The 14789-nt window shown below is 69.1% G+C and carries 15 protein-coding genes; 6 read left to right on the top strand and 9 right to left on the bottom strand.

What is annotated here, in order from left to right:
* The first annotated feature begins 64 nt into the window (after positions 1–64).
* From QTH87_RS05790 to QTH87_RS05800, 3 genes are all read left to right on the top strand, one after another.
* Complete coding sequence (locus QTH87_RS05790) at positions 65–1375, top strand: DNA polymerase Y subunit UmuC family protein (RefSeq protein WP_286607613.1); 1311 nt, start codon at positions 65–67, stop codon at positions 1373–1375.
* Positions 1368–4718: an error-prone DNA polymerase gene (locus QTH87_RS05795; protein WP_286607614.1), complete on the top strand. Its 3351-nt coding sequence runs from the start codon at positions 1368–1370 to the stop codon at positions 4716–4718. The genes QTH87_RS05790 and QTH87_RS05795 overlap by 8 nt, the downstream gene beginning before the upstream one ends.
* Positions 4719–4826: 108 nt before the next feature.
* Positions 4827–4982: a hypothetical protein gene (locus QTH87_RS05800; RefSeq protein ID WP_286607617.1), complete on the top strand. Its 156-nt coding sequence runs from the start codon at positions 4827–4829 to the stop codon at positions 4980–4982.
* On the opposite strand, the gene QTH87_RS05805 is transcribed toward QTH87_RS05800, so the two are convergent.
* Positions 4979–6127 (bottom strand): NAD(P)/FAD-dependent oxidoreductase, encoded by a 1149-nt coding sequence (locus QTH87_RS05805; protein ID WP_286607618.1) that lies wholly within the window; start codon positions 6125–6127, stop codon positions 4979–4981. The two genes, QTH87_RS05800 and QTH87_RS05805, sit on opposite strands and share 4 nt — an antisense overlap.
* A gap of 120 nt (positions 6128–6247) precedes the next feature.
* Between QTH87_RS05805 and QTH87_RS05810 the strand changes: the two genes are divergently transcribed.
* Positions 6248–7165, top strand: coding sequence for a hypothetical protein (locus QTH87_RS05810; protein WP_286607619.1), 918 nt, complete (start codon positions 6248–6250; stop codon positions 7163–7165).
* A 6-nt stretch (positions 7166–7171) separates the two neighbouring features.
* Entirely contained in the window at positions 7172–7462 is a 291-nt protein-coding gene (locus QTH87_RS05815) for a DUF2950 family protein (protein WP_286607620.1), read from the top strand.
* 11 nt (positions 7463–7473) lie between these two features.
* On the opposite strand, the gene QTH87_RS05820 is transcribed toward QTH87_RS05815, so the two are convergent.
* Together QTH87_RS05820 and QTH87_RS05825 are read right to left on the bottom strand one after the other, a co-directional pair.
* Positions 7474–7995 (bottom strand): hypothetical protein, encoded by a 522-nt coding sequence (locus QTH87_RS05820; protein WP_286607621.1) that lies wholly within the window; start codon positions 7993–7995, stop codon positions 7474–7476.
* On the bottom strand, positions 7976–8380 hold the full coding sequence (locus QTH87_RS05825; protein ID WP_286607622.1) for a GreA/GreB family elongation factor: 405 nt from the start codon (positions 8378–8380) through the stop codon (positions 7976–7978). The genes QTH87_RS05820 and QTH87_RS05825 overlap by 20 nt, the downstream gene beginning before the upstream one ends.
* Before the next feature lie 343 nt (positions 8381–8723).
* Between QTH87_RS05825 and QTH87_RS05830 the strand changes: the two genes are divergently transcribed.
* Complete coding sequence (locus QTH87_RS05830; RefSeq protein ID WP_286607624.1) at positions 8724–9419, top strand: GAF domain-containing protein; 696 nt, start codon at positions 8724–8726, stop codon at positions 9417–9419.
* Between the two features lie 6 nt (positions 9420–9425).
* On the opposite strand, the gene QTH87_RS05835 is transcribed toward QTH87_RS05830, so the two are convergent.
* From QTH87_RS05835 to QTH87_RS05860, 6 genes are all read right to left on the bottom strand, one after another.
* Positions 9426–9605: a hypothetical protein gene (locus QTH87_RS05835; RefSeq protein WP_286607628.1), complete on the bottom strand. Its 180-nt coding sequence runs from the start codon at positions 9603–9605 to the stop codon at positions 9426–9428.
* A gap of 136 nt (positions 9606–9741) precedes the next feature.
* Positions 9742–10692: a hypothetical protein gene (locus tag QTH87_RS05840; protein ID WP_286607630.1), complete on the bottom strand. Its 951-nt coding sequence runs from the start codon at positions 10690–10692 to the stop codon at positions 9742–9744.
* Between the two features lie 41 nt (positions 10693–10733).
* Entirely contained in the window at positions 10734–11282 is a 549-nt protein-coding gene (gene rfbC / locus QTH87_RS05845; RefSeq protein WP_286607631.1) for a dTDP-4-dehydrorhamnose 3,5-epimerase, read from the bottom strand.
* On the bottom strand, positions 11279–12652 hold the full coding sequence (locus tag QTH87_RS05850; RefSeq protein ID WP_286607632.1) for an NAD(P)H-dependent oxidoreductase: 1374 nt from the start codon (positions 12650–12652) through the stop codon (positions 11279–11281). Before QTH87_RS05850 ends, rfbC begins: the two co-directional genes overlap by 4 nt.
* A gap of 39 nt (positions 12653–12691) precedes the next feature.
* The gene (gene rfbF / locus QTH87_RS05855) at positions 12692–13474 is read right to left on the bottom strand and encodes a glucose-1-phosphate cytidylyltransferase (protein ID WP_286607633.1); all 783 of its coding nucleotides are present in this window, start codon (positions 13472–13474) and stop codon (positions 12692–12694) included.
* Between the two features lie 34 nt (positions 13475–13508).
* Complete coding sequence (locus tag QTH87_RS05860; protein ID WP_286607634.1) at positions 13509–14561, bottom strand: NAD-dependent epimerase/dehydratase family protein; 1053 nt, start codon at positions 14559–14561, stop codon at positions 13509–13511.
* Between the last annotated feature and the right edge of the window lie 228 nt (positions 14562–14789).

Raw genomic sequence — 14789 nt, forward strand, 5'->3', positions numbered from 1 at the left:
GCGCCGGCCCGAGGCCCCCACGCTCCCCACTGCGTGTGGTTCGCTGCCCCCCGACGAGCCCTCCATGCCCTCCGAAGAGAGCCTGGGATGGTGGGCGCTGCAGTTCTCGCCGCGCGTCGCGCGCGTCGACGAGGCCCTGCTGCTCGAGGTGTCGGCCTGCGAGCGTTTGTGGGGCGGCCGGCTGGCCCTGATGCGCCAGCTGGCCCACCTGAATCCCGCGCCGCTTTGGCGGCTGCAGCAGGCCCATGGCGCGACCAGCCTGATCGCGCTGGCGCGGCTGAGGATGTTTGCGCGCGGCGAGCGCCCGCCCGCCGATCTTCCGGCCGGTCTGCCGCTCGACACGCTGAGCGCCGCGCGCGCCCACCTCGACGTGCTGGCGAACCTGGGCTGCCGCCACTGGGGCCAGGTGGCGGCGTTGCCGCGCGGCGGCTTCACGCGCCGCTTCGGCAAGGAGTTGCGCGCCGCCCTCGATGTCGCGTACGGCCTGCGTCCCGAGAGCCATCGCTGGCTCACGCTGCCCGAGGCCTTCGAGCAGAAGATCGAGCTGCCGGCGCTGGCCGAGGGTGCACCCGAACTCATGTGGTCGGCCAACCGCCTGCTCGCGGCGCTGCAGATCTGGCTGCGCGCGCGCCAGCGCGGTGCGGTGGCGCTCGAACTGCAATGGACGCTCGACCTCCGGCGCTACAACGGCGTCGACCTGCCGCCGCACCAGCAGATCACCGTGCGCACGGCCGAGCCGACCCAGGACATGGCGCACCTGCGCCGGCTGATGGCCGAGCGCCTCGCGCTCACCACGCTCGCCGCGCCCGCGAGCTGGCTGCGCCTGCGCAGCCTCGAGACCGCGCCCTGCGCCGGCGCCAGCACCAGCTTCCTGCCAGAGGACACGCGCAAGGGCGACCGGCTGCACGAACTGGTCGAGCGGCTCAGCGCGCGGCTCGGCAGGCAGCAGGTGCTGGTGCCCACGGCACAGGCCGACCACCGGCCCGAGCGCATGCAGGCCTGGCGCCCGGCCCTGCAGCGGGCCGAAGCGGCGCGCACCGCCACCGCCCCGGACCCTGGCCGCCGTGCCGGCCAGGCCCGCGCGGCGGAGGAGGGCGACGTCATCTATCCCGCCTGGCTGCTGCCGGCGCCGGTGCGCCTCGAGATGGACGGCGAGCATCCCTGCTGGCGTGGGCCGCTGCGCCGGCTTAGCGGCCCGCGCAAGGTCGAGGCCGGCTGGTGGGGCGGCGTCGAGGACGGCGGGCGGCCGGCGTTGCGCGAATATTTCATCGCCGAGAGCCCCGAGGCCGGCCTCGTCTGGATCTTCCGCGAGCGTTCGGCGGCCTGCTTCGCCGCCGGCGAGGTGCGCTGGTACCTGCAGGGTCTCTATGCCTGAGCTCAGCGACAAGCAGCTGCGCGCGCGCATGCCCGGCGATATCCGTCCGCTGCCGCGCCGGCCGGCGCCGAAACAGGGCCTTCCCGGCTATGCCGAGCTGCACTGCCTCACGAGCTTCAGCTTCCAGCGCGGCGCCTCGAGCCCGGAGGAACTGGTCGAGCGCGCCTACCAGCTCGGCTATGCGGCGCTGGCCATCACCGACGAATGCTCGGTGGCCGGCATCGTGCGCGCACACGTCTGCCTGCGCGAGCTGCCCGCGCGGCTGGACCAGTACGAACGCGAGAATCCCGACGAGCCGCCCGTTCCGCGCAACCCGGATTTCCGCCTGCTGTTCGGCAGCGAGTTCCGCTTCGAGCGCTTCCGGCTCGTAGTGATCGCGAACGACACCGAGGGCTGGGGCAACCTGTGCGAATTCATCACCGCGGCGCGCACCACCGAGCTGCCCAAGGGCAGCTACCGTGTGCGCTGGGACGATCCCGCGGTGGCATCGCTGCGCCATTGCCAGTTGATCCTGGTGCCCGATCGCCGGCCCGGCACCGGCATCGATCGCGCCGCGCTGCTGCACGATCTGCAGGCCGCCAGGGCGCTGTTCGGCGACGATCTCTGGCTGGCGGTCGAGATGCACGACGAGCTCGACGACGACCTCTGCTTCATGGCGCTCTACGAGACCGGCGAGCAGGCCGGCGTGCCGCTGGTGGCGGCCGGCGACGTGCACATGCATGCGCGCTCGCGCAAGCCGCTGCAGGACGTGCTGGTGGCCGTGCGCGAGGGCCGTCCGGTGGCCGAGTGCGGCTTCGCGCTGCAGTCCAACGCCGAGCGCCACCTGCGCCGACGCGTGCGGCTGGCCGCGCTCTACACCGACGAGATGCTCGCCAACACGCTGGTCGTGGCCGGACGCTGCCGATTCGATCCCGAGGTGATCCGCGAGAACTACAAGTACCCGCTGGAGAACCTGGGGAACGGCGAGACGCCCACGCAGACGCTGGCACGCAAGACCTGGGAAGGCGCGCACCACAAGTACCCGGCCGGCATTCCGCAGAAGGTGCGCGAGCAGCTGCTGCGCGAGCTCGATCTGATCCGCGAGCTCAACTACGAGATGTTCTTCCTCACGGTGGAAGACATCGTGCGCTTCGCGCGCTCGCAGAACATCCTCTGCCAGGGCCGCGGTTCCTCGGCCAATTCGGCGGTCTGCTTCTGCCTCGGCATCACGGCCATCGATCCGGCCAAGGGCCACCTGCTGTTCGAGCGCTTCCTGAGCCGGCATCGCAAGGAGCCGCCCGACATCGACGTCGATTTCGAGCACCAGCGGCGCGAAGAGGTGATCCAGTACATCTACAGGAAGTACGGCCGCGAGCGCGCCGCCATCGCGGCGGTCGTGATCTGCTATCGCTCCCGCAGTGCGCTGCGCGACGTCGGCCGCGCGCTCGGCGTCGATGCGCGGCTGGTCGACGAGTTCGCCAAGGACCACTACTGGTTCGACGAGGCCGTGCTCGGCGAGCAGCTGCAGGCCGCCTGCGAGCGCGCGGGCGTCGCGGAAGACCCGCTGCGCCTCACGCAGTGGATCGAGCTCACGAGCAAGCTCAAGGGCTTCCCGCGCCACCTGAGCCAGCACGTGGGCGGCTTCGTGCTCACGCACACCAAGCTCACGCGGCTGGTGCCGGTCGAGAAGGCCTCCATGAAGAACCGCTCGGTCATCCAGTGGGAGAAGGACGACCTCGAGGCCATGGGCATGCTCAAGGTCGACGTGCTCGCGCTCGGCATGCTGAGCGCGATCCGGCGCGGGCTCGAGCTCATGAACCGGTGGCGCGGCAGCACGACGCAGATGCACGAGGTGCCGAACGACGACTCCAAGGTGTTCGACATGATCTGCGACGCCGACACCGTGGGGGTGTTCCAGATCGAAAGCCGGGCCCAGATGTCGATGCTGCCTCGGCTGCTGCCGCGCACCTATGAAGACCTGGTGATCGAGGTCGCGATCGTGCGGCCCGGCCCGATCCAGGGCGGCATGGTGCATCCCTACCTCAAGCAGCGCGAGCGCGTGCGACAAGGGCTGCCGATCGTCTACGAGAAGGAAGAGCTCAAGGAGGCGCTCGGGCGAACGCTCGGCGTGCCGATCTTCCAGGAGCAGGTGATGCAGATCGCGATGATCGCGGCCGGGTTCTCGGCCGACGAGGCCGACCGGCTGCGCCGCGCGATGGCGGCGTGGAAGCGCAAGGGCGGCCTCGAGGGCTTCCACGACAAGCTGGTCGAGGGCATGGTCGATCGCGGCTACGCGCGCGCCTTCGCCGAAGCCATCTTCCAGCAGGTGCTGGGCTTCGGCGACTACGGCTTTCCCGAAAGCCACGCCGCGAGCTTCGCGCTGCTGGTCACGGTCAGCAGCTGGCTCAAGTTCCACGAGCCGGCCTGCTTCCTCGCGGCACTGCTCGATGCCCAGCCGATGGGCTTCTACAGCCCTTCGCAGCTGGTGCAGGATGCGCGCCGCCACGGGGTCGAGGTGCGGCCGGTCGACGTCACGGCGAGCGCGATCGAAAGCACGCTCGAACCGCGCTCAGCCGATGCGCCGCGGCTGTCGCCCGGCGCCGATGCGCGCCATGCGGGCCGGCCCGGCCGTGCCGATCAGCCGGCCGTGCGGCTCGGGCTGCGGCGCGTCTTGGGCCTCGGCGAGGCCGGAATGAAGCGGCTGCTCGAGGCGCGCGCGCGGGCGCCCTTCACGAGCACCGAGGACCTGGCGCTGCGCGCCGAGCTCGATGCCGGCGACATGGCGGCGCTGGCCGCGGCCGATGCGCTGCAGTCGCTGTCGGGCCATCGGCGCCAGCAGGTCTGGGACGCCACCGCGCAGCGGCGCTCGCCGGCGCTGCTGCGCGGCGTGCCGATCCACGAGACCGCCCTGCAACTGCCGGCCGCGCCCGAAGGCGAGGAGATCGTCGGCGACTACGCGGCGCTCGGCCTCACGCTTCGCCGCCATCCGCTGGCGCTGCTGCGCCCGCGCCTCGCGCGCATGAGGCTCATGAGCGCCGACGAACTGGGCACGCTGCCGAGCGGCCGCACCGCGCGCGCCTGCGGCATCGTCATGGGACGCCAGCGCCCGCAGACCGCCAAGGGCACGATATTCGTCACGCTCGAGGATGAAACAGGCAATGTCAACGTGATCGTCTGGAACCACGTGGTCGAGGCCTGGCGCGAGCCGCTGCTGAAAGCGAAGCTGCTCGCGGTGCAGGGCACCTGGGAGCGCGACGACGACAGCGGCGGCCGCGTGCGCCACCTGGTGGCCACCGGCTTCAAGGACCTCACGCCACTGCTCGGCCGGCTCGCACAGAGCAGCACCAGCCGCGACTTCCACTGATCGATCGGGCGGTGATTCATGTGCAGCCGGCATCAATGGCCGCCTTCGATTTCATCGAGGCGATCGCTCTGGCGCGCCTAGCATCGACCCAGCAGGAGGTGTCGAGTCATGCAACTGGATTTTCGGTTCTTGCCTGCGGTCGAGGACCGCGATCTGGACTGGACCGAGTGGGACCATTGGGACCGCGCTGCGCATGTCGCGCACTGGGCCAGCGTGGCGGTCGGCAGCGCACTGATGCTGGCGGCCGTGTTCGGATTCTTCTAGGGCCGCTGCAGGCGCGCCGGCCCCAGCATCGCGGCGTCGATGCCGAACGATGCGGGATGCGCCGGCACCGGCAGCCCGCGCGCGAGCGCAGCGCAGCTCTCGCCCATCGCCGCCGATGTCTGGATGCCGTAGCCGCCCTGCGCAGCAACCCAGAAGAAGCCGGGCGCCTGGTCGTCGAAGCCGCCGACCAGATCGCCGTCGGCGACGAAGGAGCGCAGGCCGGCCCAGGTGCGCGCCGGCCGCGGAATCGCGAGCGTGGTCGCTCCCTCGATACGCTGGATCGCAAGCGCGATGTCGATCTCCTCGGGCTGCACGTCCTGCGGCTCGACCGGGTCGGCATTGGCCGGCGAGCCGAGCAGCATGCCGGCGTCGGGCTTGATGTACCAGTCCTCCTCCGCGCCGTGCACCAGCGGCCAGCCGCTGCAGTCCAGGCCCGCGGGCGGGGCGAAGACGAAAGCCGAACGGCGCCGCGGCTCGATGCCCAGGGGCCGCACGCCCGCCAGGCGCGCCACCGCATCGACCCAGGCGCCGGCGGCATTGAGCACCACGGGCGCCTGGTAGCCGATGCCGCCGGCCTCGACGCGCCAGCGACCGTCCTGCCAGGCCATGGCGGTCACCTCCGCATCGCAGACCAGTTGGCCGCCGGCGCGACGCATGCCGCGCAGATACCCCTGGTGAATGGCATGCACGTCCATGTCGGCCGCCTCGGGCTCGAGCACCGCGCCGATCAGCAGTTCGGGCCGCAGCGCCGGCACCAGCGTGCAGGCCTCCTGCGGGCTCAGGCGGCGCGCGCCGGGTGCCATCGCGCGCAGCACCTCCCAGTGCGCATCGAGCTGCGCCTGCTGGCCCGGCGCGGCCACCATCATCGCGCCGCGCGGCGTCAGCAGCGCATGCTCGGCAAAGCCGGGCGGCGGCTGCTGCAGGAAGGCCCGGCTCGCCAGCGTCAGCGCGCGCACCTGTGGCGTGCCGTAGCTTTCCATGAAGAGCGCGGCCGAGCGGCCCGTCGAGTGGTAGCCCGGCTGCGATTCGCGCTCGAGCACGATCACGCGGCCGTGCGGTGCCAGCCAGTGGGCCACCGAGGCGCCCGCGATGCCGCCGCCGATCACGAGGAAGTCGGCGGCCACGGGGGAGGGGGAAGAGGTCATGAGGGCGTCGAAATGCAGTCGGACTGCGGCGCAGTGTAGTGAACGACAGGCTGTGATGCCCCCTGGGGTCGGCGGCGCCTTCGGCGGGCATGCGGCGGCGGTTTTCGCTAACCTTGCGCGATGCCTTCCTTCGCCCTGCATTCCGTCGTCGCCGGCACGCCGATCGGCCCGCCGCCGCCGGCGCCCGACATTCCGGTGCCGCCGCCGGCCGCGCCGCCCGCGCCGGCGCCCGTGGTCGACCCGCCGGCCGCCGATCCGCCGCAGGTCGATCCGGGCGCGCCGCCGCCGGTGTCCGATCCCGCGCCCGGCGCGCTCGCGATCGGCCGGCTGCATGCGCGCCGCCTGCGCGAGATCCATCGCTCCGCGGGCTGGCCCTGCTGCGATGCGATCGAGGTCGACCTGCTGGCCGCGGGCCTGCTCGAACGCCTGCGTTCGGCGCACGGCCACGAGACGCTGCGCCTGACCGATGCCGGCATCGCAATGCTGGCTCGCACGCTGGTGGTCAACCGCAGCGCCCTGTCGCGCCACGAGGCGCTGGTCGAGCAGGTGGCGCGCGAGATGACACGTGCCGGCCGCCTGGCGTGGCGCGGTCTCAGCCTGCGCGCCCGCCTGCCCGGCGCGAACGAGGGCGACAAGCCGCGCTGGCACATCGCGCGGCCGGACGTCTTCTCGATTCGCAACACCAGCGTCGAGGCCTACGCGCAGCCGATCGTGCACGAGGTCAAGGTCAACCGCGCCGATCTGCTGAGCGACCTGCGCAAGCCCGACAAGTACGCCGCCTATCTCGATCTCGGCGGCGAATGCTGGTACGTGCTGGGCTGCGACGCACGCGGACGACCGATCGGCGAGCCCGACGAGATCCCCGCGCAATGCGGCGTGCTGGTGGTGCAGGAAGGCCGGCTCGCGGTCGCGCGCTCGGCGGTTCATCGGGCGCTGCCGCGCATGCCGTTCGCGGTCTGGATGGCGCTCGCCAAGGCGCAGCCGGTGACCGGCTTCGACGACGACCTGCAGGAAATGCTGGCCGGCTCCGAGGACTGAGGCCGCGTGCAGCCTTGCTGCCCTCAGGTGCAATGGCGGGCGGTCGTTGCTGCCCGTATCTCGGGGCCCGGCTGGCAGCGCTTCGTGCCGCCGGGCAGCATCGCCCGCTCGGACGTCGACGCCTTCAACGCGGCCTGGGCCCTGAAGCACGGCATCGTGTCCGACGGCCCCGACGAGGCCCTGCTCGCGGCCGGCGATGGCGACTGGACCTTCCCGTCGCCGATCGTGAAGAGTGCGGCCATCGTGCGCTTCGATCCGGGCGAGGGCTGGCAGAAGGTGGCGGTGCCCGGAACCTGAGCCGGGCCGGCTCAGGCCTGCGCGCTCACATAGCGGCGCAGCCAGATCCACAACGTCGCCCGACCCTGCGCCAGCGTGCGCACGAAGGCCGGATAGCCCAGCAGGTCTGCGAGCAGGGCTTCGGCGCGCAGCACCAGCGCGTCGGGCTGCCATTCGCGCTCGAGGATGCGTGCGCCGCGGCGCAGCAGTTCGGCCAGCGCGCGCTCGGCTTCGGGATGGGGCGCGCGCAGGCGCACGAACATCGACGGCTGCAGCAGTCCGCGGAGCGGGTCGCGCATCGTGTGCACGCGCGGTGCATCGAACGCGATGCTTGCGCCCTGGGCCTGCCGCACGCAGGCGGTCACTTCCTGCAGGACGTCTTCGTCGGCAGCGCAGACCGTGATGCCGCTCTGGGTCTCCACGAACAGGCAGCGGCCGGGCTTGCCCAGCCAGTCGAGCAGTCCGCTGTGTCGCAGGGCAGCCAGCCGATCGGGCGGACCGGTCAGCGCCTGGCGCAAGGGGTAGCGATCGAGTTCAGGTCGTGAAGTCGCCATGCGCTTCGGGCTGGAAGAGCATCTCGAGCACCCGGGCGCCTCCTTCGGCACCGCCGGGCATGCGCCAGCGCGCGGTTTCGCCGACCCGCAGCCCGAGCAGGCCGGTGCCCACGGGCGACACCACCGACACCAGTCCCGCGCCCGGCGCCGCATCGCGCGAATAGCAGAGCGTGAGTTCCTGGCGCTGGCCCGAGTGGGCATCGACGACGAGGAACTTGGAATACATCGTGATCACTTCAGGCGCGATGTCCGGTGCCGGCACCACATCGGCGGTGTCGAGCAGGTCGGCAAGCGCGGGCAACGCGGACTTGCCTTCGATCAGCTTGCTGAGACGGACGTGATCGAGTTCGGTGAGCGTGCGCTCGCCGCAGGTCGTTGGGGACATGAAAGGCACTCCAGTCGTTGCGACCCCGCGGCAAGGCCTGGGGGGTCGCGGTCGCGCGGGGCGGAGGCCCGGCGATCGATGGTTGCGCTAAAGAGAGAGGAAGGAGGGGGATCGCCGGGCGGTGGAGTCTGCGGCCGGCTCGTGCGGTCCCGACTGCAACGGCGTCGCCGGGCGGCGGATGCCGCCGGCACGCACGCCGAAGCCCTTCGCCGAAGCGATGGAGGCTGCAGCGTCGAGGCTACGGTGAGAGGGCGATGACACGATCATGGAGGCGCCATTGTAGGCGGTGAGCGATTCGCAAATGTGGCGTGACCGATTCGATTGCCGGGGTAGACTGGTTCTCATGACACCCCTGTCGAGATTGCACAAGGAGCGAGCCCTGAAGGCCGAAGGCGTCGAGGTGCCGGCGTACCCGGTGCCGCCGGCCGCGGTCGAAGGCGACGGCGTCGATGCGCGGCGCGAAGCGGACCGCGTCTTCCTGCAGGCCTGCGCCGCGTGGGACGAGAAGATCGATCGCCTCTACCTGCAGCTCGTGCAGCGCCCGCCGCAGGCCCAACCCGGCGACGAAGTCCGGGCCTTCGTCGATGCCTGCCATGCCGAAGGTCTGACCGCTGCGCTCACCCGGCTCAACGAGCGCGTGCCGCACCGCTACACGGCGCTCTACAGGCTCGATGCATCGGTGCTGAAGAACGTCGAGCTGATCGACAAGGCACGGGAAGTGCGTCCCGAGTTCCTGGCTGCCGTGCCGCTGACCGACAGTTTCTGCCAGTTCGTGCTGCGCGACGGCGCATTCCTGACCAGCGACTCCGGCGAGGACGACAGGCTCGACGGCCATCCCTACAAGGGCGTGATGGTCGCCTACCACGGCGTGCCGGTGCTCGACGGAGAGGGCGAGCTGTTCGGCTCGCTGTGCCACTTCGACGTGCGTCAGCAGCCGCTGAGCGACACCGAGTACGCACACCTGCAGGGTGTCGCGCGGGCCCTCTCGCAGGTGCTGCCCAGGTCCGGGGCGGCTGCGGACACGCCGACCTCAGCCTAGGTTTTCTCATCGCTTCTGCTCGCTCTTGTCGGCGGCGTCGCCTTCGTCGGAGTCGACGCTTTCCGCGAACGGCCGATCGTCGATGACCCCGGTCGCTCGCGTTGCGCGATCCTGATTCGCCAGCCACTCATCGGCGGGCGGCTGTCGCATGCCTTCCTCCTTGGACAGCGCCTGGATCTTTCTCACGAGGGTTATACGTTTTGGCATCGGCGCAGTCTCGGCCGGACGAGGCGGGCGAAGGGTGGGCAGGCGGCATGCGGGCGCGTAGGACCGCGACCTCAATGGGCCGATATCCAGCAGGTTGCCGCGAAGGCCGCTCGACTCAGAGCGCCTGTTGGGGCGGCGCGACCGACTGCGCGGCTTGCGCCGGCGTCGACTCGGTGGCTCGCCGGTGAAGTTGCTCCGGCAGGTAGCCTGCGCGCGAGAAGGTCTGCAGCAGCATGCCGACGCCCTTGCGGAAGATCTTGTAGGGCGTCCTGGTGCGCAGCGACGAGACGATCAGGTGCAGCCCGTTGATGACCTGGACGCGCGAGCTTCCCACGCGCTTGCCGTTGGGCAGCAAGCCGGCATAGGTGATGTCGACACCCGGGTAGTTTTCGAACAGGCCTGTGACTGTGCGCACCTCGTCGAACGGGTCCGTGCCCAGTCGCGCGAAGGCCCCCTGCAGGGTGCCCTTGCCCAACGGGCGCGTATGCACCATGGCAATGTCGTCGAATACCGCGCAACGGTAGGCGGGGTTTTCCATCAGCATGGCCCACACGTGGTCCGCGCCCCAGCCGCAGATGTACTTCTCGACCAGCGGCAGGACGGTACTGCGCAGGTAGCCGCTCTCGAAGCACGGCGACATGCAGTCGATGTGGTTGGTGTAGCGCATCGCGAATGTCGGGCACTGCATCACCACCGGATAGGTCACCCAGCTGTCACGCGACAACGACATCTGCGAGACCGCCAGCTTGTGCTGCGCCGACCGCTCGAACATGCGGTTGATGTCCTCGGGTCGCATCAGGAGGTCGTCGTCGGCCAGCATGATGTATTCGTAGCGGTCGAGCAGCTCGGGCCGGGCCTGGAAGTGCCGCGCCATGCTGTCCCACTTGGTTCCCTGGTCGACGACGGTCGGAAGGTCGGCCTGGCCGAGCGACTCCGCGTTGTCGCCGTAGGTGCTGAGCTGCAGATCCCAGTTGCGGCTCGTGCTTGGTTCACCCAGCCAGGATGGGTGAAGCGATTGGCTGCCGGCTCTGACAACAACCAGGAAACGCCGGGACGCTGTTTTCATTGTTCTCTCCGGGGCAGGAAGTCGGAAGGGGTCCGTTCGTTTTAGAAGAATGGCTTGGCGCCGGTCTCCAGGAGCGGCCAGGCCGCATCCTTGTCCGAGATGGTGGTAACCGGCAACGGCCAATGGATCTGAAGTTGCGGGTCGGAGTAGCGCAGGCCCCATTCGGCCGCGGGCGTGTAGGGGGACGAAACGAGGTAGCTCACTTCCACGTCGTCTTCCAGCGTCTGGAAGGAATGCGCGAAGCCGGGCGGCACGTAGAGTTCCCGATAGTTGCTGGCGCTGAGCTCGAAAGCTTCGTGGTGCATGTACGTCGGCGAGCCGGCGCGCAGATCGACGATCACGTCGACGATGCTGCCCCGGGTGCAGCGGACCAGCTTGGCCTCGGATGCCTCGCCCTTCTGGAAGTGCAGGCCTCGCAGCGTGCCCTTGAAGGCCGACGAAGACGTGTTCTGCTGCACGTAGTCGGTGATCAGGCCCTTGGCGGCGAACTCGTCCTTGCACATGGTGCGCGCGAAGAAGCCGCGCGCATCGCCGCGCTTCTCCAGGTCGATCAGCCAGGCATCCTTCAGCGTGGTGGCGTTGAAGATCATCGTTGGGTCTCCAGGTTGGCGACGCGCTCTCTCGACGAATCAGGCGCGAGCGCGCTCGCGCCTGTAGCAAACAGCTTCTCCTGCTCGGCGTACAGCGCGTCGATCAGACGTCCGGCGGGAATGTCGACATCGTCGAAGGTCAGCGGCTTGTCCTTCGCGACTGCATGCCTGAGCTTGCAGCCCACGGCCAGGCCGATGGGCAGCAGGCGCTCGGAGCGTATCGGCCCGATGTTCTCCGCCACGCCGTACACCTCGTAGCCGCCGAGCTCATCGATCAATTCGCCGGCCTGCAGGTCTTTCTTGGCGATCGCCACCACCCCCACGCGCGGCCCGCCCGTCGGTGCCAGAACGGCATCCTGGAACAGCACGGCGCGGGCGACCGAGGTAGGCACCTCGAAATGGCAGAGGTGGTAGGGCGTGTAGAAGAAGTAGTAGGGGCCGGTGCCGAGCTTGTACAGGTTGAGGTAGTGGGCCTGCCGCGCATCGTGATGCGTGGCCAGCACGAACACACCGGGGCCGGGTCGCGCGCCCACCACGTAGTCCACGATGCCGGGGCCACCCTTGTCGAGATGTGCCGCAAAGGCGCTCACGGTGTCTTCCAGTGGCACCAGTGGTGCGCCAGGATTGCCGCCCGAGAAGTCCGGGCCCAGCATGCCGCGACGAGCCACCTCCATGTCGGTGCCGTTGGCGACGATCGCCTGCTCGAACGAAATCTTCGTTCCGTCGGCAAACGACGCCACCATGGCCGGCTTCTGCCCCCACTTCTCGGCGAAGGCCTTCTGCGTCGTCGGATTGCGGTAGGGATCGTGCAGACCCTTGATGTTCCCGCACAGCACGGGCCTGGCGCCCAGGCCCTGGACGAAACGCACCAGGTTCATCTGCACGCCCGGCTGGTCGCCGTCCGCGAAGGTGTAGACCACACCCTTGGCATCGGCGCGATGCTTGAGGATGGGGCCGACCGTGCCGTCCAGCTCGGCATTCATTTGCACGACATGCTTGCCGGCCTCGATGGCGGCAAGCACCACGGTCGCCGCGTACTCGAGCGATCCCGTCACCTCGATGACGGCATCCAGGCCTTCGGCAGTGGCCAGTGCGAGGGCATCTTCCGTGACGGCGGGAATGCCGGCACGGATGGCCGCCTCGAGCTCGGCGCGACTCTCGCAGGTCTTCGGTTCGACGCCTGCCTCGGTGTACGCGCGAATGGCGGGCGCAATGTTCCGGTTGGCCACGGCGCACAGGCGCATGCCCGGCGTGGAGGCGATGATCTGGAGCGCGATGCCGCGGCCCTGGAACCCGGCGCCGATCAGTCCGACCTTGATCGGGTTGTTGGCTGCATGACGCTTCTTGAGCGCGGTGTCGACGATGATCATTGATGTCCTTTGTCTGGTGGCCGGGTCTTCGGGCGGGCTTCAGTCGTTCCAGACTTTCCAGGGCGCCCGCTTGCCGCTGTTCCACAGCTGCTCCAACACCTGCTTGTCGCGCAGCGAATCCATGCTTTGCCAGTAGCCGTCGTGGTGGTAGCTGGCCAGCTTGCCACGTTCGACCAGGCGCGCCATGGGTTCGGCCTCCCACATCTGGTGGTCGCCGTCGATGCAGTCGAAGACTTCCGGCTCGCAGACGAAGAAGCCGCCGTTGATCAGGCCGCCGTCGGTGGCGCCCTTCTCGCGGAAACCCTGCACCTGCCTGCCGTCGCTGGACAGGTGCAGCGCGCCGAAGCGGCCCGGCTGCGTCACCGCAGTGAGCGTGCAGTGTGCATTCGTCTGTTGGTGGAACTTCACCAGCTTGTCGATGTTGACGTCGGCGACGCCGTCACCATAGGTCATGCAGAAGGGGCCATCCTGCAGCAGGTGCATGGCGCGCTTCAGTCGGCCGGCCGTCATCGTCTCCACGCCGGTGTCCAGCACCGTCACGCGCCAGTCGTGGCCGCGGGTTCCGAACCATTCGACGCTGCCGGTGCTCAGGTCGACGGTGAAGTCGGAATTGCGCGAGAGGTACTGCAGGAAGTACTCGCGGATTGTCTCGACCTTGTAGCCGCCCAGCACGACGAAGTCCTTGTGGCCGTAGTGGGCGTAGATCTGCATGATGTGCCACATGATCGGCTTGCCGCCGATCTCGACCAGGGGCTTGGGCCGAATGGTCGTCTCCTCGCTCAGCCGCGTGCCGTATCCGCCTGCTAGTAGAACCACCTTCATCGATAACTCCTGCGCAAGTTGGTGTGGTCGAGATTCAGTCGCCGAGCGTCTGCCACTCGAACGACTTGTTCAGGCGATGGCTGGCGATATGGCCCTGCAGCACGTTCAGGCGGATCAGGTCCGACTGGCGGAACTGCGCGTCCGTGAAGTTCATGCGCTTCATCCCGTCGATGAGGTTCGTGATTGACTGGGCGAGCGTGACCTGTGGCTGGTGGTCGGGCGCGAGGCCGGCGTACAGGCCGAAGTCGACCTGGTAGGAGCGGCTGTCGGCCGGGGCGTCGAGGTTGATCGACACCTCGGTGCCGGGGACGGCATCGGCCACGGCCTTCGCGAGATCGCGCACCTGGTAGTTGCGGTCGTCCGAGCCGACGTTGACGGCGAGGTACTGCCCGCCATTGGAGGCCGGCCTGGAAATGGCCCAATCGATGGCCCGCGCCATGTCCGCCACGTCGATGAGCGGGCGCCAGGGCGTGCCGTCGGAGAGCACCGTGATCTTGCGCTGGCTGAGCGCGCAGGCCACGAAGTCGTTGAGCACGAGGTCGAGGCGCAACCGGTCCGACATGCCGCAGGCCGTCGAGAAGCGAAGGGCGGAGATGGTCATGTCCGTCTGCATCTTTTCCAGCGCCTGCTCCGTGCCGATCTTGGAGCGCGCGTAGGCCGTCATGGGGTTGAGGCCGTCGCTCTCCTTGCGCGGCCCGCCCGCCGCGACGCCGTAAACGCTGCAGCTCGAGGCAAATACGTAGTTCTTCACCCCGGCCGCGGCGGCCAGGTGGGCCAGCGCGATGCTCGAGTCCTGGTTGATCTCCATGGTGGGCGCCTCGAAGCGATCGCCCATCGGGTCGTTGGAGATCGCTGCGAGCTGGACGATGGCGTCGTAGCCGCCGACCTGCTCTGCCGTGAGCTTGCGCACGTCGCCGTAGAACTGCTCGTTCAGGCTTCGCTCCGGCACCACGGTGGTCCCGGTCAGGCCGTGTGCGAAGTACGCGTTGTCGAAACCGTGAAGCACCGCTTCCGGGTGCTTTGCGCGCAGATGCTTGGCCACCAGCGAACCCACGTAGCCCATATTTCCCGTGACAAGAACTCTCATAGACCCCCTCGTTGCAACTGATTGCGGGAAGCAGCAAAGCCCGCTTCGATCGAGCCTGGCCCGACACGTGACATGCTGCTTCATTTGTTTCTGAAGGTACAGATTGTGTACCAAAGTTTTCACTGTGACGCGCCCGCGGAGGGTGTCGGTGTGAATTTTTTGCCTGTATCGCAAAGAACACACTAGGCGGAATTGCCTATGAAGGCACCGCTCACCGTCCAAATGGCT

The sequence above is a fragment of the Variovorax jilinensis genome, assembly GCF_030316885.1.
Lineage (GTDB): Bacteria > Pseudomonadota > Gammaproteobacteria > Burkholderiales > Burkholderiaceae_C > Variovorax > Variovorax jilinensis.